The organism is Stenotrophomonas sp. LARHCG68 (assembly GCF_052871705.1).
Map to the genome: position 1 here is coordinate 61,321 of NZ_JBIXJV010000008.1, position 25,627 is coordinate 86,947.

The 25,627-nt window shown below is 65.4% G+C and carries 19 protein-coding genes, 4 tRNA genes and 2 pseudogenes; 21 read left to right on the plus strand and 4 right to left on the minus strand.

Features of this window, described 5'->3' with window-relative positions; all coding sequences use genetic code 11:
• Nucleotides 1-4: 4 nt before the first annotated feature.
• From nusA to ACIPR8_RS18890, 21 genes and pseudogenes are all read left to right on the plus strand, one after another.
• The gene (gene nusA / locus ACIPR8_RS18790; RefSeq protein ID WP_132864336.1) at nt 5-1,516 is read left to right on the plus strand and encodes a transcription termination factor NusA; all 1,512 of its coding nucleotides are present in this window, start codon (nt 5-7) and stop codon (nt 1,514-1,516) included.
• Nucleotides 1,517-1,611: 95 nt separating this feature from the next.
• Nucleotides 1,612-4,257, plus strand: coding sequence for a translation initiation factor IF-2 (gene infB / locus ACIPR8_RS18795; RefSeq protein WP_446541986.1), 2,646 nt, complete (start codon nt 1,612-1,614; stop codon nt 4,255-4,257).
• A 76-nt stretch (nt 4,258-4,333) separates the two neighbouring features.
• Nucleotides 4,334-4,708: a 30S ribosome-binding factor RbfA gene (gene rbfA, locus ACIPR8_RS18800; RefSeq protein WP_132864334.1), complete on the plus strand. Its 375-nt coding sequence runs from the start codon at nt 4,334-4,336 to the stop codon at nt 4,706-4,708.
• Nucleotides 4,709-4,817: 109 nt separating this feature from the next.
• Nucleotides 4,818-5,729 carry a tRNA pseudouridine(55) synthase TruB gene (gene truB, locus ACIPR8_RS18805; protein ID WP_192286182.1) on the plus strand — a complete coding sequence of 304 codons (912 nt, stop codon included), beginning with the start codon at nt 4,818-4,820 and terminating at the stop codon, nt 5,727-5,729.
• A gap of 173 nt (nt 5,730-5,902) precedes the next feature.
• Nucleotides 5,903-6,163 carry a 30S ribosomal protein S15 gene (gene rpsO / locus ACIPR8_RS18810; protein WP_132864332.1) on the plus strand — a complete coding sequence of 87 codons (261 nt, stop codon included), beginning with the start codon at nt 5,903-5,905 and terminating at the stop codon, nt 6,161-6,163.
• Between the two features lie 146 nt (nt 6,164-6,309).
• Nucleotides 6,310-8,418 (plus strand): polyribonucleotide nucleotidyltransferase, encoded by a 2,109-nt coding sequence (gene pnp / locus ACIPR8_RS18815; RefSeq protein WP_446541987.1) that lies wholly within the window; start codon nt 6,310-6,312, stop codon nt 8,416-8,418.
• Between the two features lie 185 nt (nt 8,419-8,603).
• A pseudogene (locus ACIPR8_RS18820) lies at nt 8,604-11,113 on the plus strand (DNA internalization-related competence protein ComEC/Rec2).
• A complete protein-coding gene (locus ACIPR8_RS18825) occupies nt 11,007-11,672 on the plus strand; it encodes a MotA/TolQ/ExbB proton channel family protein (protein WP_192286179.1) in 666 nt (221 codons plus the stop codon). Before ACIPR8_RS18820 ends, ACIPR8_RS18825 begins: the two are co-directional and overlap by 107 nt.
• Nucleotides 11,673-11,678: 6 nt before the next feature.
• On the plus strand, nt 11,679-12,101 hold the full coding sequence (locus tag ACIPR8_RS18830) for an ExbD/TolR family protein (RefSeq protein WP_132864328.1): 423 nt from the start codon (nt 11,679-11,681) through the stop codon (nt 12,099-12,101).
• Nucleotides 12,098-13,843 (plus strand): lipid A export permease/ATP-binding protein MsbA, encoded by a 1,746-nt coding sequence (msbA, locus tag ACIPR8_RS18835; RefSeq protein WP_446541988.1) that lies wholly within the window; start codon nt 12,098-12,100, stop codon nt 13,841-13,843. The genes ACIPR8_RS18830 and msbA overlap by 4 nt, the downstream gene beginning before the upstream one ends.
• Nucleotides 13,843-14,865 (plus strand): tetraacyldisaccharide 4'-kinase, encoded by a 1,023-nt coding sequence (gene lpxK / locus ACIPR8_RS18840; protein WP_446541989.1) that lies wholly within the window; start codon nt 13,843-13,845, stop codon nt 14,863-14,865. The genes msbA and lpxK overlap by 1 nt, the downstream gene beginning before the upstream one ends.
• A gap of 69 nt (nt 14,866-14,934) precedes the next feature.
• Nucleotides 14,935-15,708, plus strand: coding sequence for a 3-deoxy-manno-octulosonate cytidylyltransferase (gene kdsB, locus ACIPR8_RS18845; protein WP_446541990.1), 774 nt, complete (start codon nt 14,935-14,937; stop codon nt 15,706-15,708).
• Nucleotides 15,705-16,190 (plus strand): low molecular weight protein-tyrosine-phosphatase, encoded by a 486-nt coding sequence (locus tag ACIPR8_RS18850; RefSeq protein WP_446541991.1) that lies wholly within the window; start codon nt 15,705-15,707, stop codon nt 16,188-16,190. Before kdsB ends, ACIPR8_RS18850 begins: the two co-directional genes overlap by 4 nt.
• Nucleotides 16,187-17,608, plus strand: coding sequence for a hypothetical protein (locus ACIPR8_RS18855; RefSeq protein ID WP_446541992.1), 1,422 nt, complete (start codon nt 16,187-16,189; stop codon nt 17,606-17,608). The genes ACIPR8_RS18850 and ACIPR8_RS18855 overlap by 4 nt, the downstream gene beginning before the upstream one ends.
• Nucleotides 17,605-19,452, plus strand: coding sequence for an excinuclease ABC subunit UvrC (gene uvrC, locus ACIPR8_RS18860; protein WP_446541993.1), 1,848 nt, complete (start codon nt 17,605-17,607; stop codon nt 19,450-19,452). The genes ACIPR8_RS18855 and uvrC overlap by 4 nt, the downstream gene beginning before the upstream one ends.
• Nucleotides 19,453-19,459: 7 nt before the next feature.
• Entirely contained in the window at nt 19,460-20,086 is a 627-nt protein-coding gene (gene pgsA, locus ACIPR8_RS18865) for a CDP-diacylglycerol--glycerol-3-phosphate 3-phosphatidyltransferase (RefSeq protein ID WP_446541994.1), read from the plus strand.
• Nucleotides 20,087-20,115: 29 nt separating this feature from the next.
• Nucleotides 20,116-20,191: transfer RNA gene (locus ACIPR8_RS18870), tRNA-Gly, on the plus strand.
• Between the two features lie 170 nt (nt 20,192-20,361).
• Nucleotides 20,362-20,437: transfer RNA gene (locus ACIPR8_RS18875), tRNA-Gly, on the plus strand.
• 71 nt (nt 20,438-20,508) lie between these two features.
• Nucleotides 20,509-20,582: transfer RNA gene (locus tag ACIPR8_RS18880), tRNA-Cys, on the plus strand.
• Nucleotides 20,583-20,623: 41 nt separating this feature from the next.
• A tRNA-Gly gene (locus tag ACIPR8_RS18885) sits at nt 20,624-20,699 on the plus strand.
• Between the two features lie 226 nt (nt 20,700-20,925).
• Nucleotides 20,926-22,860, plus strand: coding sequence for a tyrosine-type recombinase/integrase (locus ACIPR8_RS18890; protein ID WP_446541995.1), 1,935 nt, complete (start codon nt 20,926-20,928; stop codon nt 22,858-22,860).
• Nucleotides 22,861-23,158: 298 nt separating this feature from the next.
• Here ACIPR8_RS18890 and ACIPR8_RS18895 read toward each other — a convergent pair whose 3' ends face one another.
• The 4 genes and pseudogenes from ACIPR8_RS18895 to dmpH all read right to left on the minus strand — a co-directional run bounded on the left by ACIPR8_RS18895 (nt 23,159) and on the right by dmpH (nt 25,627).
• Nucleotides 23,159-24,085, minus strand: coding sequence for a LysR family transcriptional regulator (locus ACIPR8_RS18895; RefSeq protein ID WP_446541996.1), 927 nt, complete (start codon nt 24,083-24,085; stop codon nt 23,159-23,161).
• Between the two features lie 58 nt (nt 24,086-24,143).
• Nucleotides 24,144-24,397 (minus strand): annotated as a pseudogene (locus ACIPR8_RS18900) (IS256 family transposase); the annotation flags it as partial.
• A 186-nt stretch (nt 24,398-24,583) separates the two neighbouring features.
• The gene (locus tag ACIPR8_RS18905; RefSeq protein ID WP_446541997.1) at nt 24,584-24,775 is read right to left on the minus strand and encodes a 2-hydroxymuconate tautomerase; all 192 of its coding nucleotides are present in this window, start codon (nt 24,773-24,775) and stop codon (nt 24,584-24,586) included.
• 63 nt (nt 24,776-24,838) lie between these two features.
• Nucleotides 24,839-25,627 (minus strand): 2-oxo-3-hexenedioate decarboxylase, encoded by a 789-nt coding sequence (gene dmpH, locus ACIPR8_RS18910; RefSeq protein ID WP_446541998.1) that lies wholly within the window; start codon nt 25,625-25,627, stop codon nt 24,839-24,841.

Below are 25,627 nucleotides of genomic sequence, written 5' to 3' on the forward strand. Positions count from 1 at the left end.
GCCGATGAGCAAGGAACTTTTGCTGGTAGTTGACGCAGTCGCCAACGAGAAGGGCGTGCCGCGCGAAGTGATTTTCGATGCGATCGAAGCAGCGCTCGCCTCCGCGGCGAAGAAGCGTTACATCGACCAGGACGTGCTGGCGCGCGTGTCGATCAACCAGAAGGACGGCAGCTACGAGACCTTCCGTCGCTGGGAAGTGGTCGCCGACGACGTGGTGATGGAGTCGCCGGACCGCCAGATCCGCATGATGGACGCGATCGACGAGGCCGATGGCGTCGAGATCGGTGACTACATCGAAGAACAGATCGAGAACCCGGATTTCGGCCGCATCGCCGCCCAGGCCGCCAAGCAGGTCATCGTGCAGCGCGTGCGCGAGGCCGAGCGCCAGCAGGTGGTCGATGCATGGAAGGATCGCGTCGGCGAGCTGGTCACCGGCGTGGTCAAGCGTGCCGAGCGTGGCAACATCTACGTGGACCTGGGCGGCAACGCCGAGGCCTTCATCCCGAAGGACAAGGGCATCCCGCGCGACGTGCTGCGCGCCGGCGACCGCGTGCGCGGTTACCTGGCCGAAGTGCGTTCGGAGCCGCGTGGCCCGCAGCTGTTCATCAGCCGCGCCGCGCCGGAATTCATGATCGAGCTGTTCAAGCTCGAGGTGCCGGAAGTCGGTCAGGGCCTGGTCGAGATCAAGGCCTGCGCGCGTGACCCGGGCGACCGCGCCAAGATCGCCGTGCTGGCCCATGACAGCCGCACCGATCCGATCGGCGCCTGCATCGGCATGCGCGGTTCGCGCGTCCAGGCCGTGTCCAATGAGCTCAATGGTGAGCGCGTGGACATCGTGCTGTGGAACGAGAACCCGGCCAACTTCGTCATCAATGCGATGGCGCCTGCCGAAGTGCAGTCGATCATCGTCGATGAAGAGAAGCATTCGATGGACCTGGCCGTGGCCGAAGATCGCCTGGCCCAGGCGATCGGCAAGGGCGGCCAGAACGTGCGTCTTGCCAGCCGTCTGACCGGTTGGCAGCTGAATGTGATGACCCAGGACCAGGTGACCGCCAAGTCCGAGGCCGAGCAGGCCGTCGCCCGCCAGCTGTTCATGGACAAGCTGGAAGTGGACGAGGAAATCGCCGGCATCCTGGTGTCCGAAGGTTTCGGCACCGTGGAAGAAATCGCGTACGTGCCGGTCGGCGAGCTGCTGGCCGTGGAAGGCTTCGACGAGGACATCGTCGAGGAACTGCGTGCCCGCGCACGCGACGCGCTGCTCAACGAGGCGCTGGCCGTGGAAGAGGGCGCCGAAGGCGGCGTGCCGGCGGATGACCTGCTGGCATTGAAGGGCATGGATGAAGCAACCGCGTACGCGCTGGCCGGTCATGGCGTGCGTACGAGTGAGGATCTGTCGGACCTGGCTGCCGACGAGATCCTGGAGTTCGGTATCGAGGGTATGGATCTTGAGCGCGCCGCAGCGCTGGTCCTCGCCGCCCGCGCCGAGGAGATCGCCCGCCTGGAGCGCGGCGAATGAGCCAGCGATGAACAGTGCCCTGAGCCGCTCAGGGCGTAGACTCCGCGCTGCCTTCGTTCGTGTCGAGGGGGCGCCAACAAGATCATAGGATCCGAATGTCGCAGCAAACCACCATCCGCAAGCTCGCCGAACTGGTCAACACGCCGGTCGAGAAACTGCTGGAGCAGCTGGCCCAGGCCGGCATGAAGTTCAGCGGTCCCGACCAGGTCGTGACCAGCACCGAGAAAGTGAAGCTTCTGGGATTCCTCCGCCGTTCGCACGGCAAGGATGAGTCGCCCGCCGACGAGGGTGCCGAAGGCGCCCCGAAGAAGATCACCCTGGCCCGTCGCAAGCACCAGGAAGTGACGGTCAATGCCGGTCGCAGCAAGACCACGGTCAACGTCGAGGTGCGCCAGAAGCGTACCTACGTCAAGCCGGAAGGTGGCAAGCCTGCGATGACGCCGGACGAGGAGCGCGCCGAAATCCTGCGCAAGCTCGAGGAATCGCGTCAGCGCAATCTCGACGAGCAGCGCATGCTGGCCGAGAAGGACCGTGCCCGCGACGAGGAAATCGCCCGCCAGAAGGCGGCCGAGGACGCCGAGCGCCAGCGCATCGAAGCCGAGCGCATCGCCGCCGAAGAAGCGGCCAAGGCCAAGCTTGCAAAGCCGGCGGCGACCGGAGCGGCAAGCGAGCCGGTGGCCAAGGCGCCGCGTCATGCCGCAGCTCCGGCTGCACCGCGTGCGCCGATCCGCGAGGATCGCGCGCCGTCGTCGCATGCCAAGCCGGGCAAGGCACGTGGCACGCAGGGTGCGGACAACGATGGCGGCAACCGTTTCGGTGGCCAGTTGCATCTGTCGGCATCGGACCGTGCGCGTCGCGGCAACAGCAACAACAATAATTCGCGTGGTCGCCCGGGCAGCCGTGCGCCGCAGGGCCGTCGTGGCAATGAACAGTCGCGTGGCGGCGGTGGCAGCCATGGCTTCGAGCGTCCGACCGCACCGGTCGTGCGCGAGATCGCCATCGGCGAGACCGTGACCGTTGCCGATCTGGCGCAGAAGCTGGCCCTGAAGGGCGGCGAAGTGGTCAAGGCGTTGTTCAAGATGGGCGTGATGGCCACCATCACCCAGTCCATCGACCACGACACCGCCGTGCTGGTGACCGAAGAGCTCGGCCACAAGGCCGTGCGCGCGGACACCAACGATGCCGAAGACGCACTGCTGGCCATCACCGATGCCGACCAGGGCGACGCCGTGCCGCGTCCGCCGGTGGTCACCATCATGGGTCACGTCGACCACGGCAAGACCTCGCTGCTGGATTACATCCGCCGCACCAAGGTCGCCAATGGCGAAGCCGGTGGCATCACCCAGCACATCGGCGCCTACCACGTGGATACGCCGAAGGGCGTGATCAGCTTCCTGGATACCCCGGGCCATGCCGCGTTCACCTCGATGCGTGCCCGTGGCGCGCAGCTGACCGACGTGGTGGTGGTGGTCGTGGCCGCCGACGACGGCGTCATGCCGCAGACCAAGGAAGCCATCCAGCACGCCCGCGCCGCCAACGCGCCGATCGTGGTGGCGATCAACAAGATGGACAAGTCCTCGGCCGACCCGATGCGGGTCAAGAACGAACTGCTCGCCGAGCAGGTCGTGGCCGAAGACTTCGGTGGCGATACGCAGATGGTGGAAATCTCCGCCAAGACCGGCCAGGGCATTGATGACCTGCTGGACGCGATTTCGATCCAGGCCGAACTGCTTGAGCTGAAGGCCGTGGCCGAAGGCCGCGCGGCGGGCGTGGTCATCGAGTCCTCGCTGGACAAGGGCCGTGGCCCGGTCGCGACGGTGCTGGTGCAGCAGGGTCAGCTCAAGAAGGGTGACTATCTGGTGTGCGGCATCCAGTACGGCCGCGTGCGTGCGCTGTTCGACGAGACCGGTCGCCAGGTGGCCGAAGCCGGCCCGTCGATCCCGGTGCAGGTGCTGGGTCTGTCCGGCGTGCCGGAAGCGGGCGATGATTTTGTCGTCGTTGAAGACGAGCGCCTGGCCAAGGATGTCGCCCAGCAGCGTGAGACCAAGCGCCGTGAATCGCGTCTGGTCGCCACCGCGGGCAGCCGCATGGAAGACATCATGGCGCAGCTGGGCAAGGGCGAAGGCCAGCAGGTGCTGAACCTGCTGATCAAGGCCGATGTCCAGGGTTCGGTGCAGGCACTGAGCCAGTCGCTGGTGGGCCTGTCCAACGACGACATCCGCATCAACGTGATCCACTCCGGCGTGGGCGGCATCACCGAATCGGACGCCAATTCGGCCGCCGCTTCCAAGGCCACCGTGATCGGCTTCAACGTGCGTGCGGATGCTTCGGCCCGTCGCATCATTGAATCCAATGGCGTGGACCTGCGTTACTTCTCGATCATCTATGACGTGATCGACCAGGTGAAGCAGGTTGCCTCCGGTCTGCTCGGCGTGGAAATCCGCGAAGAGATCATCGGTATCGCCGAAGTCCGCGACGTGTTCCGCAGCTCGAAGCTGGGCGCGATCGCCGGCTGCATGGTGGTCGAAGGCGTGGTCAAGCGGAACAAGCCGATCCGCGTGCTGCGCGACAGCGTGGTGGTGTTCGAGGGCGAACTGGAATCGCTGCGCCGCTTCAAGGAGAACGTCGAGGAGGTTCGCAACGGTACCGAATGCGGTATCGGCGTGAAGGCCTACAACGACGTGAAGGCCGGCGACCAGATCGAATGCTTCGAGCGCATCGAAGTGCCGCGTACGCTGTAATCGCACCACGGACCGGTCCGCCCCGTGGCGGGCCGGTCCTGCTTCATCAACGCAATATTCAAACGAGCCAGAAAACGTGCCAAAGACTTTCCACCGTACCGACCGAGTTTCCGCGCAGATCCGCCGTGATCTGGGCACGCTGGTGCATGCCGCCGTGCGTGAGCACGGGCTGCCATCGGTCAGCGTCTCGGACGTGGAGGTCACCCGCGACATGGCCCATGCCAAGGTGTTCGTCACCGCACTGATGCCGGAACGCTCGGCCGAGGCGGTGAAGGGCCTGCGTGAGCTGTCGGTGGAGCTGCGCATGGCGCTGGCCCGGGCAATGAAGCTGCGGCACGTGCCGGAGCTGCATTTCCACTACGACGACTCGGTTGACCGCGGCGAGCGCATCGACAACCTGCTGCGTGACCTGTCGGACAAACATCCGCCGTCGAGCTCCGACGAAGAGTGAAGCAGCAGCCCGCAAGGGCTGTTGTCATATCTGGCCGGCGCCACGCACGGCGCCGATGATTTCCTGATTCCCGTCCGGCATTGCCGTGCCGGCCCGAGTAGGGTGTTGCATGCGTCCCCGTATTTCATTCCGTCGCCTGGATGGCATCGTCCTGCTCGACAAGCCCGCCGGCATGAGCTCCAACACCGCGCTGCAGGTGGCTCGTCGCCTGTTCCGTGCCGAGAAGGGGGGGCATACCGGCAGCCTGGACCCGCTGGCCACTGGCCTGCTGCCGTTGTGCTTCGGCGAGGCGACCAAGATTGCCGGGCTGCTGCTGGGCTCGGCCAAGGCCTACGACGCTCAGATCGCGCTGGGGCGTACCACCGATACCGACGATGCCGACGGCGTCGTGCTGCGTGAGCGCCCGGTGCCGGCCATCCCCCGACAGGCACTGGACGCGGCGCTGGCGACCCTGACCGGGCATATCCGCCAGCGCGCCCCGATCTATTCCGCACTCAAGCAGGGCGGGGAGCCGTTGTATGTGAAGGCCCGGCGCGGGGATGCCATCGAGGCCCCGGAGCGGGAAGTCCACGTACAGGCCATCGAGGTGCTGGCGCAGGAGAGCGAGCAGCTGTCGCTGCGCGTGACCTGTGGTTCGGGCACCTATATCCGCAGCATTGCCAGGGATCTGGGCGAACTGCTGGGCTGCGGGGCGCACATCACCGCGCTGCGCCGCCTGTGGGTGGAGCCGTTCCTGTCGCCGCGGATGATCGGGCTGGATGCGCTGCGGGAAGTGGCCGAGAGCGGCGACGAGGCGGCGCTGCTGCAATGGCTGCTGCCGATCCAGGACGGGCTGGTCCACTTTGGCCGGGTTGATCTGGATGAGGGGCAGGCGGCCCGGTTCTGCATGGGTCAGCGTCTGCGCAATCCGGCCTGGCCGGTCGGGCTGGTGGCGGTTTTCGGGGCAGAAGGTGCTCCGCTGGGACTGGCGCAGGTGGAGTCCGACGGCCGTCTGGCACCGCAGCGCCGGTTCAATCTCTGAATGGGACAGGCGCCGAACCCTGACGCGCCTTGTGGCAAATGGTTGAGGTCGTTACAATTTTGCGGCCCTTGTAGGGGCACCCTCCGGCCGTCGGCCGGGGTTCTATCAATCGGCGAGCTGCGCGGTGCGTCCAGTACGTTCCTGCCGGCCACGCATCCAAGAGAAAACACGAAATGTCGATCGACACCCAGAAGGTTATTGAAGCCAACGCCCGCGGCACCAACGACACCGGTTCGCCGGAAGTCCAGGTGGCCCTGCTGACCGCCCGCATCGAACTGCTGACCGGCCACTTCAAGGAACACAAGAAGGACCACCACAGCCGCCGTGGCCTGCTGCAGATGGTCAACCGCCGCCGCAGCCTGCTCGACTACCTGAAGAAGAAGGACGTCGAGCGCTACAAGGCGCTGATTGAAAAGCTCGGCCTGCGCCGCTAATAGACTTCCCGCCGCGGCGCAGCGATGCGCCGCGGTTTTGTTTTTGCAGTTTCAAAATCGCAGTAGATCGGCCGGACCCGCCCGGCCACCCGATGACGGCAAGGGTCGTCAGCGGTCCATCTGATGAAGCATTTCAAGGATTCCCCGTGGCAAAAATCACCAAAACCTTCCAGTACGGCAAACACACCGTCACGCTTGAGACCGGCGAAATCGCCCGTCAGGCAAGCGGCGCCGTCATCGTCAAGATGGACGACACCGTGTTGCTGGTCACTGCCGTCGCCGCCAAGAGCGCGCGCGAAGGCCAGGACTTCTTTCCGCTGACCGTCGACTACCAGGAAAAGTTCTACGCCGGTGGCCGTATCCCGGGTGGCTTCTTCAAGCGCGAAGGCCGTGCGACCGAGAAGGAAACGCTGATCTCGCGCCTGATCGACCGCCCGATCCGCCCGCTGTTCCCGGAAGACTACAAGAACGAAGTCCAGATCATCGCCACGGTGATGTCGCTGAACCCGGAAGTGGATGGTGACATCGCCGCCCTGATCGGTGCCTCGGCCGCGCTGTCGCTGGCCGGCACCCCGTTCAAGGGTCCGATCGGCGCCGCCAAGGTCGGTTACAAGGACGGCCAGTACATCCTCAACCCGACCGTGTCGGAGCTGAAGGAATCGCAGCTGGAGCTGGTGGTCGCGGGTACCGCCAATGCCGTGCTGATGGTCGAATCCGAAGCCGCGCTGCTGTCCGAAGAAGTGATGCTGGGCGCCGTGACCTTCGGTCACCGCGAAATGCAGAAGGTCATCAACGCGATCAACGAGCTGACCGTCGAAGCCGGCACCAAGCCGAGCGACTGGGTTGCCCCGGCCAAGAACACCGCGCTGATCAGCGCGCTGCAGGAAGCCGTTGGTGGCAAGCTGGGCGAAGCCTTCCAGGTGCGCGACAAGCTGCAGCGCCGCGACGCCATCGCCGCGATCAAGAAGGACGTGCTCGAGTCGCTGGCCGGCCGCGTTGCCGCCGAAGGCTGGAACCCGGCCGAGCTGTCGAAGGAATTCGGCGAGCTGGAATACCACACCATGCGTGACTCGGTGCTGGCCACCAAGGTCCGCATCGACGGCCGTGCACTGGACACCGTGCGCCCGATCGCCGTGAAGGCCGGCGTGATGCCGCGCACCCATGGCTCGGCGCTGTTCACCCGCGGCGAGACCCAGGCCATCGTGGTCACCACGCTGGGCACCGCCCGTGACGGCCAGGTCATCGACGCCGTCGCCGGTGAGTACAAGGAAAACTTCCTGTTCCATTACAACTTCCCGCCCTACTCGGTGGGTGAGTGCGGCCGTTTCGGCGCGCCGAAGCGCCGCGAGATCGGCCACGGCCGCCTGGCCAAGCGCGGCGTGCTGGCCGTGATGCCGACCCTGGAAGAGTTCCCGTACACCATTCGCGTGGTGTCGGAAATCACCGAATCCAACGGTTCCTCGTCGATGGCCTCGGTCTGCGGTTCGTCGCTGGCCCTGATGGACGCCGGCGTGCCGGTGAAGGCACCGGTGGCGGGTATCGCCATGGGCCTGGTGAAGGAAGGCGACAACTTCGTCGTGCTGTCGGACATCCTGGGTGACGAAGATCACCTGGGCGACATGGACTTCAAGGTGGCCGGTACTTCGGAAGGTGTCTCTGCGCTGCAGATGGACATCAAGATCGAAGGCATCACCGAAGAGATCATGAAGAAGGCGCTGGAACAGGCCAAGGCCGGCCGCCTGCACATCCTGGGCGAAATGGCCCATGCGCTGACCGCCCCGCGTGCCGAGCTGTCGGACTACGCGCCGCGCCTGCTGACCATCAAGATCCACCCGGACAAGATCCGCGAAGTGATCGGCAAGGGTGGCTCGACCATCCAGGCCATCACCAAGGAAACCGGCACCCAGATCGACATCCAGGACGACGGCACCATCACCATCGCCTCGGTGAACAATGCCGCTGCCCAGGCCGCCAAGGCCCGCATCGAGCAGATCACCTCGGACGTCGAGCCGGGCCGCATCTACGAAGGCAAGGTCGCCAAGATCATGGACTTCGGTGCGTTCGTCACGATCCTGCCGGGCAAGGACGGCCTGGTCCACGTGTCGCAGATCTCCAGCGAGCGCGTCGAGAAGGTCGGCGACAAGCTGAAGGAAGGCGATGTGGTCAAGGTCAAGGTGCTGGAAGTCGACAAGCAGGGCCGTATCCGCCTGTCGATGAAGGCCGTGGAAGAAGGCGAGGGCACCCCGGCCGAGTAAGGTCGCGGTGTTGCGCTGAAGAAAAGCGGGCCTTGTGCCCGCTTTTCTTTTGCCTGCAGGAAAGTGGACGACGGGTCTGCACGGCGGCCCCCGGGTTCGCCCGACCGCGATGGCCCGGTTTGACCGATGGGGATGCATCGGGCCGCGGAACAGCATGCGCTCTGGGATGGTGACGGGGCGAAGGCATGGACAACATGGCCGAAGAGGCGTCCGGGCGCGAGGGCGTGCCAGTCCTGGGCAAGGCCGTGGCGGCGGGCGTCCTGCTGGGGGTCTGCGCGGTGGCCTGGGCGCCGGCACTGTTGCAATCGCCCCTGGACTGGCTGGCGCTGCTGGTCGGGCTGCTGGGCTGGTGGCGCCTGCGGGGCCGCCGTTGGCCGGGGGCATTGCTGGCCGGCGTGGGCTGGATGGGGGTGCAGATGGGCAGCGGTCTGCAGGCACAATTGCCCGCCACCATGGAGGGGCGGGAGTTCCTGGTGCGCGGCGAGGTAGTCAGCCTGCCCGAGCATGAGGTGCGCCGCACCCGGTTCCATTTCCGCGTGGACGACGACGTTGCCCAGCCGGCCGTGCTGCGTGGGCAGCGCCTCCAGCTGGCATGGTATGACCCGTTCGGTGCTTCCTCGCCGGGGAGGCGGCTGGAGCTGCGGGCGGGGGAGAGGTGGCAGTTGCAGGTCCGGCTGCGTGCGCCGCGGGGCTTGAGCAACCCTGGCGGGTTCGACGCCGAACGGCATGCGCTGGCCTTGCGGCTGGTGGCCAACGGCGTGGTGCGCGTGCTGCCTGCGCCGCGGCGGTTGGCCACGGGCACGGGGTTGCAGGCATGGCGTGAGGCGGTCAGTGACCGTATCGCCGGCGGCGTAGGGGCCGGGTCCGCGCGCTATGTGCAGGCACTGGCGTTGGGTGATACACGCGGCCTGGGTGAACTGGATTGGCAGCGCCTGCGCGCGACCGGCTTGACCCACTTGATCGCGATCTCCGGATTCCACGTCGGCATGGTCGCGGTCTGCGGCGCATGGCTGGTCGCCGGGATGTGGTGGTTGCTGCCTGGCCTGGGACGCTGGTTGCCGCGGCTGCAGGCGGCGGCCATCGGAGCCTTCCTCGTGGCACTGGTCTATGCAGCGGCAGCGGGCTTCGCGTTGCCGACGGTACGTACGGTGCTGATGATCGGGGTGATCGTGCTGGCCCGGCTGTGGCGTCGTCCGGTCAGTGTGACCGGAAGCCTGGGGCTGGCCGCGTTGGCCGTGCTGTCGGTGGATCCCTTGTCGGTACTGGTGGCCGGATTCTGGCTGAGCTTCGCCGGCGTGGCGCTGTTGGCCGCATGCCTGCCGGAGCGGCTGCATTGGCTGCGGGGATTTTTGTCGGCGCAATGGGTGGCGACGCTGGGGTTGTTGCCGTTGACTGTCCTGCTGTTCGGCCAGGCCTCGGCCGTGGGGCCATTGGCCAATCTGGTCGCCATCCCGTGGTGGAGCCTGGTCGTGGTGCCGTTGGCACTGCTGGGAACGGCGGCCGAGGCGCTCTGGACCGGGGCCGGTGCGCTGCCGTGGCGGGCGTCGGCGTGGTGTTTTGATCTGTCGTGGCCGTTGTTCGAAACCCTGGCCGATAGCCGCCTGTCGCTATGGTGGCTGCCGGAGCCGGCGTGGTTCGCACTGCCGCTGGCGTTGTTGGGGGCACTCTGGATGCTGTTGCCGCGCGGCGTGCCGGGGCGTGGACTGGCACTGCTGCTGTGGTTGCCCCTGTTGCTGCCGTGGCGTGAGCTGCCCGGCGACGGTGAGTTCGAGATCGTGGTGCTGGATGTCGGCCAAGGGCTGTCGGTGCTGGTGCGCAGCCGTGCGCATGCCCTGCTGTACGACGCCGGGCCGGCCGTGCGCGATGGCTTCGACGCCGGCGAGCGGGTGGTGGTGCCAGCATTGCGTGCATTGGGTGTGCGTCGGCTGGACCGGTTGGTGCTCAGCCATGGTGATCATGACCATGCCGGCGGGGCGGCGGCGGTGCAGGCGGAGATGCCAGGAGTGCCGTTGCTGGGGCCGCCGGGCATGCCCGGGGCGGAAGCAGCAGCTTGCGAGGCAGGGCGGCAGTGGTGGTGGGACGGGGTGCAGTTCGAGTTCCTGCATCCTGCCGCCGGCTTCCCCTACCTGCGCAACGAGTCCAGCTGCGTGTTGCGCGTTGGCGGTCCCTACGGCGTGGCCCTGCTGACCGGCGACATCGGTGCGGTGATCGAACAGGGGCTGGTCAGGCGCTCGCCGCGCGCGGTGCGGGCCGATGTGGTGCTGGTGCCGCACCACGGCAGTGGCGGGTCGTCGACGCGGGCGTTCATTGCCGCCACCGGCGCGCGCTTGGCCGTGGTATCGGCCGGGCACGCCAACCGGTTCGGTCATCCACGTGCGGACGTGCGCGAGCGCTGGCAACGCAGCGGGGCTGAACTGCTGGAAACCGCAGGCAGTGGCGCGGTGCGGGTGTGGCTGGGGAAAGGGGGTATCCAGCTTCGTGAAAGGCGGATCTGGCGCTCACGTGGCTGGGATGCCGCGGAGCGGGCGCGGGCGGCTGCTATCCTATCGACCAGCAAACAGGCGGCCATCGAGCCGGAGGGTTGAAACGTGTGGGAACTGGTCAAGGCTGGCGGCTGGCCGATGCTGCCGCTGCTGCTGTTGGGTGTGCTGGCTTTGGCGATAGTCCTGGAGCGTTTCTGGAGCCTGCGGCGTAACGAAGTGCTGCCGCCGGGCCTGGGCGAGGAGGTCCGCAACTGGGCCGCGCGCGGCAAGCTCGACGCCTCGCACATCGCCTCGCTGCGCGCCAATTCCCCGCTGGGTGCCCTGTTGGCGGCCGCGCTGGAAGCGCGCAACCGGCCGCGTGAGCAGATCCGTGAGCGCATCGAGGACACCGGCCGTCACCTGGTGCATCGGATGGGCCGCTTCCTCAATGCCCTGGGCACCATTGCCTCGGCCGGTCCGCTGCTGGGCCTGCTCGGCACGGTGGTCGGCATGATCCAGATGTTCCTGGGCATCCTCGACCATGGCGTGGGTGACGTGAACCAGCTCGCCGGCGGCATCGGCAAGGCACTGGTGTGCACCGCGACCGGCATGATCGTGGCGATCCCGGCATTGATGTTCCACCGCTACTTCCGTGGCCGCATCGACGGCTACGTGATCGAGATGGAGCAGGAAGCCAGCGCCTTGCTGGATTCGCTTGATGGCCGACCGGCGGTGATGGCGGCGGCCAAGGGCGTGGCCGCACAGAAGCCTGCCGCGACTGCAAAGGCCTGAGCCCCGATGCGCATCCGCGAAAACCGCCACTCGGATGAACCGCATATCGATCTGGTTCCCCTGATCGACGTGATCCTGGTGTTGATCATCTTCTTCGTGGTCACCACCACGTTCGATGCGCGTTCGACGCTGCAGGTGCAGCTGCCGACCGCCAGCGACCAGAAGAACAGTGCGCCGCCGCGCTCGCTGAGCGTGCTGGTCAATGCCGACGGCCGTTACTTCGTCAACGACCAGGAAGTGCTGCGCACCGACGTGGAGTCGCTCAAGCAGGTGCTGGCCCAGGCCGGCGGCGATGACCGCGAGCAGACCGTGCTGCTGCGCGCCGACGCGCGCACGCCGTACCAGGCCGTGGTGACCGCGCAGGACGCACTGGGCCAGCTGGGCTTCCGCCGCATCGCCATCGCCACCGCGCCGGAAGTGAAGCAGTGAGCGTCGAAGACTCCGCCTGGCATACCTATCGGCGTCTGCTGGGCTTCGCCACGCCGTATCGTGGGCTGCTGTTGCTGGCCGGCCTGGGCATGCTCGTGGAGGCAGGCGCGGGCAGCTACTTCGTCCTGATGATGAAGCCGGTCACCAACAGCCTAGTGAACCCGACCGAGATCAATATCTGGATGCCGCTGGCGATCGTGGGCCTGTTCATGGTGCGCGGCATCGCTGGCTACCTGACCGATATCGGCATGGGCAAGGCAGCGCGCAGCATCGCCCGCGACCTGCGGGTGAAGGTGCTGGGCAAGTACCTGCGGCTGCCGGGCCAGCGCTTTGACAACGAACCGGTGCCTTCGATGCTGGTGCGGCTGGGCTCGGACAGCGACCAGGTCGCCCAGGCTGCGGTGGACGCGATGAAGGTCGTACTGCAGCAGTCGCTGCAGGCCCTGGGCTCGTTGATCGTGATGCTATGGCTGAGCTGGCAGGTGACGCTGGCCATCTTCGTGCTCGCCCCGCCCCTGGCATGGGTGATGAACAAGGTCGCCAAGCGCTACCGGCGCATCAGCCACCGTATCCAGGAAAGCGGTGCCGAGCTGCTGCAGGCCGCGGACCAGACGCTGTCGGCCAACCAGGAAGTGAAGATCTACGGTGCCCAGCAGAACGAGTTGGAACGCTACGAGAACCTGGCCAACACCAACCTGCGCCTGGCAATGAAGGTGGAGGCCACGCGCAGCATCTCCTCGGCGATGGTGCAGCTGATGGGCTCGGTCGGATTGGCGGCATTGCTGCTGATCGCCAGCCATGAAGCGGCGGCCGGACGCCTGACCGTGGGTGACTTCGTAGGCCTGATGATGGCGATGATGGCCATCATCCCCGCGCTCAAGCAGCTGACCAACGTGCAGAACATGACCCAGCGTGGCATCGCCTCGGCGCAGCGCCTGTTCACCGTGCTGGATGCGCAGGACGAGCCCGACAGCGGAACCGTGCCGTTGCAACGCGCACAGGGGCTGTTGGAGTTCCGTGATGTCACCGCCCGGTATCCGGGGCAGCCGCGACCCGCACTGGAAGACATCAGCTTCATCGCCAAACCCGGCACCGTGACCGCCATCGTCGGCCGGTCCGGCAGCGGCAAGTCCACGCTGATCAAGCTGATCCCGCGCTTCTACGAGGTCGAGGCCGGTCAGATCCTGTTGGATGGTCATCCGTTGCAGGACTACAGGCTGGCCGACCTGCGCCGGCAGATCGCTCTGGTCGGCCAGCAGGTCACCCTCTTCAACGGCAGCATCGCGCAGAACGTTGCCTACGGCGAACTGCACAAGCGCAGCGCCGAACAGGTGGATGATGCGGTTGCCGGTGCCAATGCAATGGAGTTCGTCGAGCAGTTGCCCGAGGGCCTGCAGGCGCAGGTGGGCGCCAAGGGCGGCAAGCTCTCCGGCGGCCAGCGCCAGCGTCTGGCCATTGCCCGCGCCATGCTCAAGGATGCCCCGATCCTGATCCTGGACGAAGCCACCGCAGCGCTGGACAACGAGTCCGAGCGACTGGTCCAGGACGCCTTGCAGAAGCTGATGCCCGACCGCACCACGCTGGTGATCGCGCACCGGCTGTCCACCATCGAGCATGCCGACCAGGTGCTGGTGATGGACCAGGGGCGCATCGTGGAGCGTGGCACCCACCAGCAGTTGCTGGCGCTGGGTGGGCTGTATGAGCACCTGTACCGCATGCAGTTCCGGGAGAGCCAGGACTGATGGAGAAGCGAGGCCCGCAGACCCCGGGCTGGTGGTACGACGACGCTCCGGTACCGCTGGCGGCCCGTGTGGTTGCTCCCTTGTATGGCGCGGTCTCTGGCCTGCGTCGGTGGTTGTACCAGCGCGGCTGGTTGCGGCGCCGGCAGGTGCCGGTGCCGGTGATCGTGGTCGGCAACATCACTGCTGGCGGTACGGGCAAGACGCCGTTGACCATCGAACTGGTCACGCGCCTGCGTGAAGCCGGCTGGAAACCTGGCGTGGCCAGCCGCGGCTATGGCCGCGATGACGCAGGCACGGCACGCTGGATCACCCCGGACATGGAGCCGGCATTGGGTGGCGATGAGCCGGTGCTGATTGCCTGGAAGACCGGCGTGCCGGTGCGCGTGGACCGTGATCGGGTCGCGGCGGCCAAGGCTTTGCTGGAGGCCGGTTGTGATGTGGTTGTCTGTGATGACGGCCTGCAGCACTACCGGTTGGCGCGCGATATCGAGATCGAAGTGGTGGACGCGGCGCGCCGCTACGGCAACGGCCGCATGATGCCGGCCGGGCCCCTGCGCGAATCGGCCGCGCGCGCGCGCGATTGCGACTTCCGCGTGGTCAACCTGGGCCAGGCCAGTGATGCGCCGGAGCAGGCGGTGGCCTCCGGCTTCGGTGAATGGACCATGCGCCTGCGCATCGATACCGCCCATCCGCTCAATGGTGGACGGGACCAGCCGCTGCAGGCCTTCGCCGGCCAGCGCGTGCATGCCGTGGCCGGTATTGCCAATCCGCAGCGGTTCTTCCAGATGCTGCGTGCGCGTGGCATCGGTGTGGTGCCGCATGCCTTCGCCGACCACCATCGTTACCAGGCCGGTGACCTGTCCTTCGGCAGCGAGTTGCCGGTGCTGATGACCGAGAAGGATGCGGTGAAGTGCCAGCGCTTCGCCAATCGCTGGCACTATGCGGTACCGCTGCAGGCCGAGCTGCCGGCCGCGTTCTGGGTGGCGTTGCTGGACCGCCTGGGCAAGCTGGCACGCGGGTGAAGGGCAGGTGCCCGAGGGCACCGACGGTGTACGCGCTGGCGCGTTGGTCGCCGCATGCAAGGAGTTCAAATGAAGCAGCTTCCCGAGTTCGTCGTGGCCATCCCGGCCCGTTATGCCTCCACCCGTCTGCCCGGCAAACCGCTGGCGCTGATCCACGGCGAGCCGATGGTGCTGCATGTCGCGCGACGGGCGCTGGATGCCGGTGCTCGCGAGGTCTGGGTGGCAACCGACGATGCGCGCATCGCCGATGCCGTCGCTGGGCTGGACGGCATCCATGTCGCGATGACCGATCCCGGCCACGCCTCCGGTACTGATCGTCTGGCCGAATGTGCGCGGCAGGCCGGGTGGGCGGACGACGTGATCGTGGTCAACCTGCAGGGCGACGAGCCGTTCGCCCCGGCGGTGGGTATCCAGGCCGTCGCCAGCGTGCTGGCCGACAGTGGCGCGCCGATGTCGACGCTGGCCACCCCGGTCGAGGACGCGCCGACCCTGTTCGATCCGAACGTGGTCAAGCTGGTGCGGACTGCCGGCGGCGACGCGTTGTATTTCAGCCGGGCACCGATCCCGTGGCATCGGGATGCGTTCGCGCGCTCGCGGGACGAGCTGCCGGCCGGCAGCTGGCTGCGCCATATCGGCATCTATGGCTATCGTGCCGGCTTCCTGCAGCAGTTCGCGGCGATGCCGCCGGGCATGCTGGAACAGGTCGAATCGCTGGAGCAGTTGCGGGTGCTGGAGGCCGGTTTCCGGATCGCGGTGGCGTTGTCACCTGCACCGTTCCCGCCCGGCATCGATACTGCCGAGGACCTGGCCCGTGCCGATGCCCTGATGCGAGGAGCGCCTTGAGGCTGTTGGTGGTCTGCCTGGGCAACATCTGCCGTTCGCCGATGGGCGAAGGGGCCCTGCGCGCCCGCATCGCGCAGGCGCGACTGGACTGGATCAGCGTGGACTCGGCGGGAACCTCCGGCTGGCACGCCGGCGAGCCGCCGGATCGACGCGCGGTAGCCTGTGCGCAGCGTCACGGCGTGGACATTTCGAGCTTGCGTGGTCGCCAGCTGCGCCGCGAGGATTTCTTCGATTTCGACTACATCCTCTGCGCCGATCATGACAATCTGGCCGAGGCCCGGACGCTGGCCCCCGAGCATGCGCGTGAACGCGCGGTGTTGTGGCTGCCCTGGGCCGGTATTGCCGGGGCCACGGTGGTGCCCGATCCGTATTACGGTGGGCAGGAGGATTTTGAACAGAGCTGGGCGCTGGTCGATGCCGCCGCACGGGCAACCGTCCAGCGCCTGTTGCGGCGAGACGACTCCGGCATAATCCCGACATGAACGAAAAACGCCTACTGGAACTGCCCAAGACCGGCATCTGGCTCAACGCCGCCCCCGCTACCCTGCAGGAACTGCGGGGTTGTCCTGTGGCGCTCGCCTTCGTCAACGGCGCGTCGATATGGTCGATGCAACGCCTGGCCGAGGTGACCGGCTGGCAGGCGCGCAATCCGGGTCGGCTGCAGCTGGTGGTGGTGCAGGTGCCGCGTTTCGAGTTTGAACGTGAGCCGCAGCAGGCGTTGAAGCTGCTGCGCCGGCAGGGCATCTCGGCCCCGATCGTGCTGGATGCGCAATGGGATGCCTGGCGTGCGTTCGACGTGCAGTCATGGCCGACGCTGGTGCTGCTTGATGCATACGGCGTGGAACGTGAGCGTCTGGTGGGCGGTGGTGCCGGCGGCGACACGGAACGCGTGTTGAACGCGCTCTGTGATGGCGTGGCGCAACCGTTGGACGACGAGGCCTACGGCGCCCGCGAGATCAACCCGGAGCCGCGCCTGCCGCTGCGCTTCCCGGCCGGCCTGGCGGTCGCCGAAGAGCGCCTGTATGTGGCTGATACCGGCAACCATCGCATCCTGGAGTGCAATCACGCTGGTCGCGTGCTGCGCCAGTTCGGCCTTGGCAGCGCCGACCTGATCAACGGCGGCGTGGGTGAGGCGGCCTTCAACCGGCCGCAGGGCCTGGCGCTGGTGCGTGACGTACTGTACGTGGCCGACACCGGCAACCACGCCCTGCGTCGGATCAACCTGAGCAGTGGCCAGGTCGACACCCTGTGCGGCACCGGACGCGTGGGCGACCCGCGCGCCGGGGTGCTGGCGCAGCCATGGGACAGCCCGCTCAACCACCCGGCCGACGTGGCCGTCGCCGACAACCAGGTCCACATCGCCATGGCTGGCGACAACCATATCTGGAGTTATGACCTGGGCACCCGCGAGCTGCGCTGGCGCTCGGGCGCAGGCTCGGTCGAAGTGCGTGATGGCAGCGGTCACCTGGCCGCGTTCGCGCAGCCGACCAGCGTGGTGGCGGTGCAGCAGACCCTGTACGTGTGTGATTCGCTGGGCTCGGCGATCCGCTCGGTGCAACTGCGCAACGACCTGGTGCAGACCTTGGTCGGGCAGGGCCCCTGGGAATCGGGCAACGTCGACGGCCCGCGCCTGAACGCCCGCCTGCAGTTCCCGATGGCGATCGCCAAGGGACCGGACTCGCCAATGCTGTGGATCGCCGATTCCGGCAACGGTACCTTGCGTACCCTGCGCCTGGGCGGCGGCGATTTGGCCACGGTCAACCTGCCACGGCGCCTGCACGGGCCATGCGCGCTGGGCCTGGCGGCCGGCGCGATCTGGATCGCCGAGACCGATGCGCATTCGGTGCTGCGTTTCGACCCGCTCAGTGGCGAGCTGAGCGACGTGCCGATCGAAGGATGAAGCAGGAAAGCCTCCCCGCGTTCGATGGCAAGGCCTTTGCGGCGGCGCTGAGTACCGCGCCCGGCGTGTATCGGATGTACGCCGCCGACGACACCCTGCTGTACGTCGGCAAGGCCGGCGCGCTGCGCAAGCGCGTGGGCAGCTACTTCAACGGCTCGCCCAAGAGCACGCGCATCATGATGATGCTCTCGCAGGTCGCGCGGATGGACGTCACCGTCACCCGCACCGAGGCCGAGGCGCTGCTGCTGGAAAACCAGCTGATCAAGTCGCTGACGCCGCGCTACAACGTGTCCCTGCGCGACGACAAGACCTACCCGCAGGTGCTGCTGACGCGCGAGCAGTGGCCGCGCATCGCCCTGCACCGTGGCCCCCGGGCGATCCCCGGGCGCTACTACGGCCCCTATCCGGGCGTGGGTGCGGTCCGCGAGACGCTGAACCTCATGCACAAGCTGTTCAAGCTGCGCAGTTGCGAGGACAGCGTGTTCCGCAACCGTTCGCGGCCGTGCCTGCAGTACCAGATCGGCCGCTGCAGCGCGCCCTGCGTGGAACTGGTGCCGCAGCAGGACTACGACGAATCGGTGCGCCAGGCCGCGATGTTCCTGGAGGGCAAGAGCGACCAGCTGGCCGACGAGCTGGTGCAGTCCATGCAGCAGGCCAGTGATGCCCTGCAGTTCGAGCGTGCCGCGCGCCTGCGTGACCTGGTGGCGTCGCTGCGCAGCATGCAGAACCGCCAGTACGTGGACGGGCGTGCGGCGGACCTGGACGTGCTGGCCTGTGCGACCCAGGGCGCTAGTGCCTGCGTGATGCTGCTGGCCTTCCGCGATGGCCGCAACCTGGGGACACGCGCGTTCTTTCCGCGCACCAATGGCGAGGACAGTGCGGAGGAAGTGCTGGCGGCATTCGTCTCGCAGTACTACATCGAGCACGGCCCGCCGCCGGAAGTGCTGCTGGACCGTGAGATCCCCGATGCGCAGATGATCGAGGCCGCGCTCAGTGCCTCCGCCGAGCGCAAGGTGGCATTGAAATGGAACGTGCGCGGTGAGCGTGCCGGCTATGTCGAGCTGGCCAGCCGCAACGCGCAGATCACCCTGGTCGCGGAGATGGACAGCCGTGGCGCCCAGCACGCACGCAGCGAGGCAGTGCGGGACATGCTGGGGCTGCCCGAGCCGGTCAAGCGCGTGGAGTGTTTCGACATCAGCCATACGATGGGCGAAGCAACGGTGGCCTCGTGCGTGGTGTTCGACGCGGCTGGCCCCGTGCGTGCGCAGTACCGGCGCTACAACATCACCGGCATCGAACCCGGTGACGACTACGCCGCCATGCACCAGGCCATCGATCGCCGTTTCCGGCGCGCGGTGGAGGAGGGCGGCGTGCTGCCCGACGTGCTGCTGATCGATGGTGGTGCCGGCCAGTTGGCGCAGGCGCAGGCCGCCCTGGCCGACCTCGGCGTGGAGGGGGTGATGCTGGTGGGCGTGGCCAAGGGCGTGGAACGCCGGGCCGGCCACGAGGCATTGGTGCTGCCGGACGGGCGCGAGATCCGCCCGGGTGCGGCCTCGCCGGCGTTGCAGTTCATTCAGCAGGTGCGCGATGAAGCGCACCGCTTCGCCATCACCGGCCATCGCGGACGGCGGCAAAAGGCGCGCATGACCAGCAAGCTGGAGGATATCCCGGGCATCGGTCCGCGCCGTCGCGCCAACCTGCTCAAGCATTTCGGCGGCATGGCCGGGCTCAAGGCCGCCGGTGAGGCCGAGATCGCACGGGTGGAAGGCATCAACGACGCCCTGGCCGCGCGTATCTACGCTAACCTTCATGGTCTGTCGGTGCCTGACCCGGCAGCGGAGTAACGTTTCAATGAAATTGACCATCCCCACCTGGCTGACGCTGCTGCGGATCCTGATGATCCCGGTGTTGGTCCTGGTGTTCTATCTCCCGTACGCCTGGACCAATTTCGCCTCGGCGGCGATCTTCGGCCTGGCGGCCATCACCGACTGGCTGGATGGCTGGTGGGCCCGGCGCTACGAACAGCATTCCGCGTTCGGCGCCTTCCTGGATCCGGTGGCTGACAAGCTGATGGTGGCCGTGGCGCTGTTCCTGATCGTGCAGGGACATCCCACGCCGTGGATGGCGTTCTGGGCGGCGGTGATCGTCGGCCGGGAGATCGCGGTGTCTGCGCTGCGCGAGTGGATGGCCGAGATTGGCCAGCGTGCCAAGGTGCGGGTGGCGATGATCGGCAAGGTCAAGACCACCGCGCAGATGATTGCCTTGTTGTGCCTGCTGTATTCGGTGTCGCCGAACACGCCATTCACCACGATCTGGATGGGGGCGCCCATTTTCCATATCGGGGATTGGATGCTGGCGATCGCCGCGTTGCTGACGCTGGTTTCCGGCGTGCAGTACCTGCATGCCGCCTGGCCCAGCCTGCGCGAAGACGAGCGGGTGGCACGCGAACAGACCCGGAAAAAGGTGGTTGACAGGTAGGCGAATGCATGTAGAATTTCGCCTCCCAAGCGGGAATAGCTCAGTTGGTAGAGCGCAACCTTGCCAAGGTTGAGGTCGCGAGTTCGAGTCTCGTTTCCCGCTCCAATGTCGAGAAGAGCGTTGTTTTCGACAGGATGCGTGAGGGGTTTTCCGGAGGTGCTGGCAAGCCCGTCCGGGGTCCTTGCGGAGTGCGATAGCCCTCCGGTCGCTGTGAAGAAATTTGTTAAAAAGCTGGTGCAATTGTTACGAAGTCTGTAGAATGCACGGCATCCCAAGCGGGAATAGCTCAGTTGGTAGAGCGCAACCTTGCCAAGGTTGAGGTCGCGAGTTCGAGTCTCGTTTCCCGCTCCAAAATTCCGAAAAACCCCTGGCGGGGTTTTTTAATGGTCAGAAGGTTCTTCTGGTCAGCCTGTAAAGAGTTTGGCCTGGTAGCAGAGTGGTTATGCAGCGGATTGCAAATCCGCGTACGCCGGTTCGATTCCGACCCAGGCCTCCATTCAACGTCCCGAGCAATCGTGACGAGTTGTAGAAAAACATGCGGGAATAGCTCAGTTGGTAGAGCGCAACCTTGCCAAGGTTGAGGTCGCGAGTTCGAGTCTCGTTTCCCGCTCCAATTTATGATCTACAGACTTCCACTGGCGTCTGTAAGTCGTTGAAAAAAGGAGCTTCGGCTCCTTTTTTCATTCCAGCAAAAGCCACTGGAATCCACCGACAGCCAGCGTTTTTGAGGCCAAAATCAAGGCCAAAGAATGCGGGCGATGCCGGTTCCGGTTTGTTGCTGGGGGTTGGATCGGGATGACCAGCAGCATCGGGCCTAAGTCCAAGACTTAGGAGCTTCGATGATGGCACTCTCTGATCTGACTGTGCGGCAAGCCAAGGCCGCTGACAAGACCTACAGCCTCCCCGATACCGATGGCCTCGGCCTGGTGGTCGCCCCTACCGGCGGCAAATCGTGGCACTTGCGCTACTACTGGCTCGGCAAGCAAAAGCGCATCTCCCTGGGCAACTACCCCGAGATCGGCCTGCGAGAAGCGCGTACCTTGCGCGACGAAGCGCGGGCACTCCTGGCCAAAGGCATCAACCCCCACACCGACCGCAAGCAGAAGCGGCACGCGGTCAAGCTGGCGGCCGATTACACCTTCAAGGCGGTCTTCGATGCCTGGGTCGAGCATCGGCGCAAGGAACTCAAGGAAGGCCGTCAAAGCACCCTCTCGCAGATCCTGCGGATTTTCGGCAAGGACGTGCTGCCGATCCTCGGGAAGATGTCGATCTATGACATTCGCCGGCCCCAGCTTCTGGGTGTCCTGGCAAGGATCGAGGAACGCAAGGCCTTTACCACAGCAGAAAAGGTTCGCACCTGGTTGAGCCAGTTGTTCCGCTATGCCCTCGTGATCGTCGAGGGGCTGGAGGCCAATCCGGCTTCTGACCTGGATGTGGTGGCGGAGCCCAAGCCTCCGGTGACCCACAACCCCTACCTGCATCTGCCCGAGTTGCCCGAATTCCTCCAGAAGCTCAGGCTCTACAACCCGCGTGGCTGGCAGACCCAGCTCGGCATCCGGCTGCTGTTCCTGACCGGGGTCCGCACCGGCGAACTGCGGCTGGCGACTCCGGATCAGTTCGACCTGGACCGCGGCCTGTGGATCATCCCGCCGCAGATCGTCAAGCAACTTCAGGACGAGATGCGCAAAGCCGGCAAGCGCCCCCAGGACGTGCCGCCCTACATCGTGCCGCTGTCCCTTCAAGCCATCGAGATCGTGCGCTACCTGCTGGGGGTGATGCGGCCGGCCCAACGCCACCTGCTGGCGCACCGCAGCGAACTCAAGAAGCGCATCAGCGAGAACACCCTCAATGCCGCCTTGAAGCGCATGGGCTACGAGGACCAGCTGACCGGCCACGGTATTCGCGGAACGATTTCAACAGCGCTCAATGAGATCGGCTACCCCAAGATATGGGTAGACGCGCAGCTTTCGCACTCGGACCCGAACAAGGTAAGTTCGGCCTACAACCACGCCAAGTACGTGGAGCCGCGCCGCCGGATGATGCAGGATTGGGCCGACCGGCTCGATCTGCTCGAACAGGGCCAGGTGGAAGCCGCCAGCGCTCACCTCACTATTCGTATTGAGGGGGTGCCGGCGATGGCAGAAGAGGAAAGGCCTGCCACCACCGTCGTTGTGTCTCCTGAAGCCTCTGTGCCGCCTGTAGTGGCTACTCCCATCATCGTGACGCCGAACGACGCCGGAATTATGTTCCAGCGGCTGTCGCAGGTGCCTCCGCCACCCACGAGGGCGCCGGAACCGGAAGTGTCCGCAATCCAGCGCGAACGCGAGGAAATGCTGGCCATGTACGAGTCGCCGAGCTGTCTGCCGGTGCCGCTGTTCGGCAAGCTGGCTGGGAAGTCCAAGGATCAGATCAATCGCGAGCTAAAGGCAGGCAAGCTGCTGTCCATCAGCTTGGGCAATCGGGGACAGCGTGTCCCTGACTGGCAACTGGTGCCACTCAAGCACAAGCTGGCCCAAGTGCTCATGAACCAATGCCCGCACGCGGATTCGTGGGACCTGTACCGCATGCTGACCCAGTCGCACACGGACCTGGGCGATCGCGCGGCCGTCGATATGGTGACTCCGAGCAACCTGAGCGCAGTTGTGCAGGTCATCGCGAGCCGCCAGCAGCAAGCGGATGCTCCCGAAGCCTTCTCGCCGCAGTCTATTCCCGAGCACGTGCGCGAGAGCGTTCGCCGGCTGGTGGATGAGGCCACAATGCTCGAAGGGGGCTGACGCCTTACCGCGACCGGACGGCTAGGTGGGACTGCCTTGGCTGTTGGGCGTGGGGCGTGATTAGGTGATGCCAGTCCTGGCAACCCCGCAGCGCCCTGTGGCCCAGGTCCTCGGCATCGCCAATTGTCAGCTATATGATCGATCCTCAGCGCGGGGCGACATTGTCGTTCAGATTGCCGGCTTGACAGAGAAATTGATCAGAATCTCCCTGGCCGAGCGGCTCCTGCAGCGGCGTAGGTCAGGCAAGCTCGTGCCAGACGGCGGGTTCTCTCGAGGGACCGAGGCTTCACAACAATTCCTACCCGCCCTCCAGTCTTGTGGGCAGGCTGTCGCTCATTTCGCGGATTGCTTGATCAATGAATGTTGCCAGTGCTTCTGAAACGTCTCCATCCTTCCGCAGCAGGTAGGTCGTAAGTTCCGGAGTCTTCACAAACAGCGGTCGGAAAACCACGTCAGGAATGCGGAGTGCGTCGATCTGCGCTGTCGTGACAAATCCCGCACCGTACCCTGCAGCGACCAGTGTCAGTAGCATGCCCAGCGATGTCGCCCGTTCGACAATATTTGGCTCGGTGTGGGAGGTGCGGAGGATGCGCTCGACGCTACGGTGATAGCCCTCGCATACTTCGGGATGGCACATTATCAAGGGGTGGTGCAATAGTTCGTTGAGAGGAATCACCGGATAGGCGAGCAAAGAATGCCGCTTGGGAACCGCCACCATCAGAGTTTCCCGCCATAAGGGCATTGCGATGAAATCATGCCCAACTTGATCAGTACGTGCGATGCCGATATCGAAGGTGCCGTCGCGCAGGCCCCGCAGTTGTTCAGCCAATCCAACCTCTGAGAGGCGAATAATGGTCTCCGGGTCTTCTTCCCGGCATACTGCCAGTAGCGACGCAAGTCGGGATTGGGTAATGCCATCTGAGATGGCAACGCGAATCACGCCAAATTGCCCGGCAGCAGCGGCCTTGGCATCCTCTATTGCCTGTTCGAGTGTCGCGTAGACACGACGCACATCCCGCAAAAATACCTCCCCGGCGCGTGTCAGGTGTGTGCCACGCCGGTTTCGATCGAACAAGCGTATGCCGATTCGCTCTTCCAACTCCTTGATGGCGCGCGATAGGGGCGGCTGCTCAATATGTAGCCGCTCTGCAGCCCGGGCGAAGTGTAGCTCTTCGGCCAAGGCCACAAAATAGCGTAAATGTCGTAGCTCCATCAACGCGTTCAACCTTTGTCACCACTTGGCACTTTGCAAAACAATGAAACGCTCGTGTAGCCAAGGGCCAGTCGCGTGGGATCTTGACGCCGAATGTGTCGTCGTCAGTTGTGATGCGCTTGCGGTTCATGCTGCCGGCTGGCATGGCCTCACCCTCTGCGTAGCTGAGATGGTGGATCAGCTTGCCGCCCAGCGCACGCTGGAAAATTGCCTTCGTCATGCGGCGAGCGACTCGCTGATCATCGCCCGGTCCCGTATCCTGAGGACCCGTTGCATGATCAGTTTCGGGTCCAGATTCAAGCCATTACCCGGTTCGATCATCACTTCTTCTTTTGCGTTCGCACACAAAGTTTGGATGGGCTTCTGCTTGCAAAGGAATCTCCGTTTTGCGTCCGCCAGCAGCTCAGCGGGCTAACACAACCCCAGCAGTGCCGGTTTATTCGTGTCTTGAGGCACCGTATAGACGCGCTTTCCATGCGCGGGAGAACCTGCCTATTTGGCAAGGTTGGTCTACCGGCCCAGGTCCTTTGCGGTGACACCCGCAATCCCCCAGTTCTCCTTCGGCAACTCGTTGATCCAGACGCGAATACTCTCTTTAGGGGCTCCCACGGCTTCATGAAGCGCATCGGTCACCTTTTCAATTACCGCCTTCTTCTGCAGCTCTGTGCGACCTTCGAGCATATGGATATGTGCAAATGGCATGATTGGTCTTCCTTATGAAAACAGATTTGGAGTGAGAGACAACAGGGTTTCCGGGATTCTTAATCAGACAAAGCGCAGTGACACGCTACCCATGTCCTGCACGCGCAAGCAGACGTGGTCGCCCGCCTCCACGGCAATGGCTTCGGTGGCGCCGCCCGAGAGGATCAGGCTGCCGGCCGGGATTTCCTGCCCACGCTCGGCCAAGTGATTGGCCAGCATGGCGATGGCCGCTGCGGGATGTCCGAGCACGGCCGCCCCCGCGCCAAGGGCTACGGGCTGGCCGTTCTTTTCGAGTACGAGGCCCACCGTGCGCAGGTCGATGGCCTCGGGACGTAGCGCGCGACCGCCCACAACGAAACGCGCGGCCGAGGTGTTGTCGGCCACGACGCTCTTGAGATCGAACTTGAAATCGCGGTAGCGGCTATCGATGACTTCGATGCCTGGCAGTACGAAGTCGGTGGCGGCCAGCACCGCGCCGATGTGGCAACCCGGGCCCTTGAGGGTCTGCTTGAGTACGAAGGCAATCTCGGGTTCGACCTTGGGGTGGATGAGCTCGCGCGTCTGCACCGTGCCACCTTCGGGTACGCTGAAGTCGTCGACGAGGAAGCCGAAGACAGGCGATTGCACGTCCATTTGCTGCATCTTGGCATGCGAGGTCAGCCCGGCCTTGAGCCCGATGAGGCGCGCACCGCGCGAGAGCTTGCGCGCAAGGATGGCGTCTTGGATGCCGTAAGCATCATTCCAGTCCATGTCCGGATGGTCGTCGGTGAGTTTAGGTGTGTCTTGGGCCTGCAATTGGCAGGTTTCGAGGTGCTCGGCCAACAGGGCGATGGTGTCCTTTGTGAGTGTCAC

What these genes read in the sequence shown, in the direction of transcription:
- pgsA (WP_446541994.1), top strand. Translation starts at nt 19,460, where the DNA reads ATGAAATTGACCATCCCCACCTGGCTGACGCTGCTGCGGATCCTGATG.
- truB (WP_192286182.1), top strand. Translation starts at nt 4,818, where the DNA reads ATGCGTCCCCGTATTTCATTCCGTCGCCTGGATGGCATCGTCCTGCTC.
- ACIPR8_RS18890 (WP_446541995.1), top strand. Translation starts at nt 20,926, where the DNA reads ATGATGGCACTCTCTGATCTGACTGTGCGGCAAGCCAAGGCCGCTGAC.
- kdsB (WP_446541990.1), top strand. Translation starts at nt 14,935, where the DNA reads ATGAAGCAGCTTCCCGAGTTCGTCGTGGCCATCCCGGCCCGTTATGCC.
- ACIPR8_RS18905 (WP_446541997.1), bottom strand. Translation starts at nt 24,775, where the DNA reads ATGCCATTTGCACATATCCATATGCTCGAAGGTCGCACAGAGCTGCAG.
- ACIPR8_RS18830 (WP_132864328.1), top strand. Translation starts at nt 11,679, where the DNA reads ATGCGCATCCGCGAAAACCGCCACTCGGATGAACCGCATATCGATCTG.
- nusA (WP_132864336.1), top strand. Translation starts at nt 5, where the DNA reads ATGAGCAAGGAACTTTTGCTGGTAGTTGACGCAGTCGCCAACGAGAAG.
- infB (WP_446541986.1), top strand. Translation starts at nt 1,612, where the DNA reads ATGTCGCAGCAAACCACCATCCGCAAGCTCGCCGAACTGGTCAACACG.
- lpxK (WP_446541989.1), top strand. Translation starts at nt 13,843, where the DNA reads ATGGAGAAGCGAGGCCCGCAGACCCCGGGCTGGTGGTACGACGACGCT.
- rpsO (WP_132864332.1), top strand. Translation starts at nt 5,903, where the DNA reads ATGTCGATCGACACCCAGAAGGTTATTGAAGCCAACGCCCGCGGCACC.
- uvrC (WP_446541993.1), top strand. Translation starts at nt 17,605, where the DNA reads ATGAAGCAGGAAAGCCTCCCCGCGTTCGATGGCAAGGCCTTTGCGGCG.
- ACIPR8_RS18855 (WP_446541992.1), top strand. Translation starts at nt 16,187, where the DNA reads ATGAACGAAAAACGCCTACTGGAACTGCCCAAGACCGGCATCTGGCTC.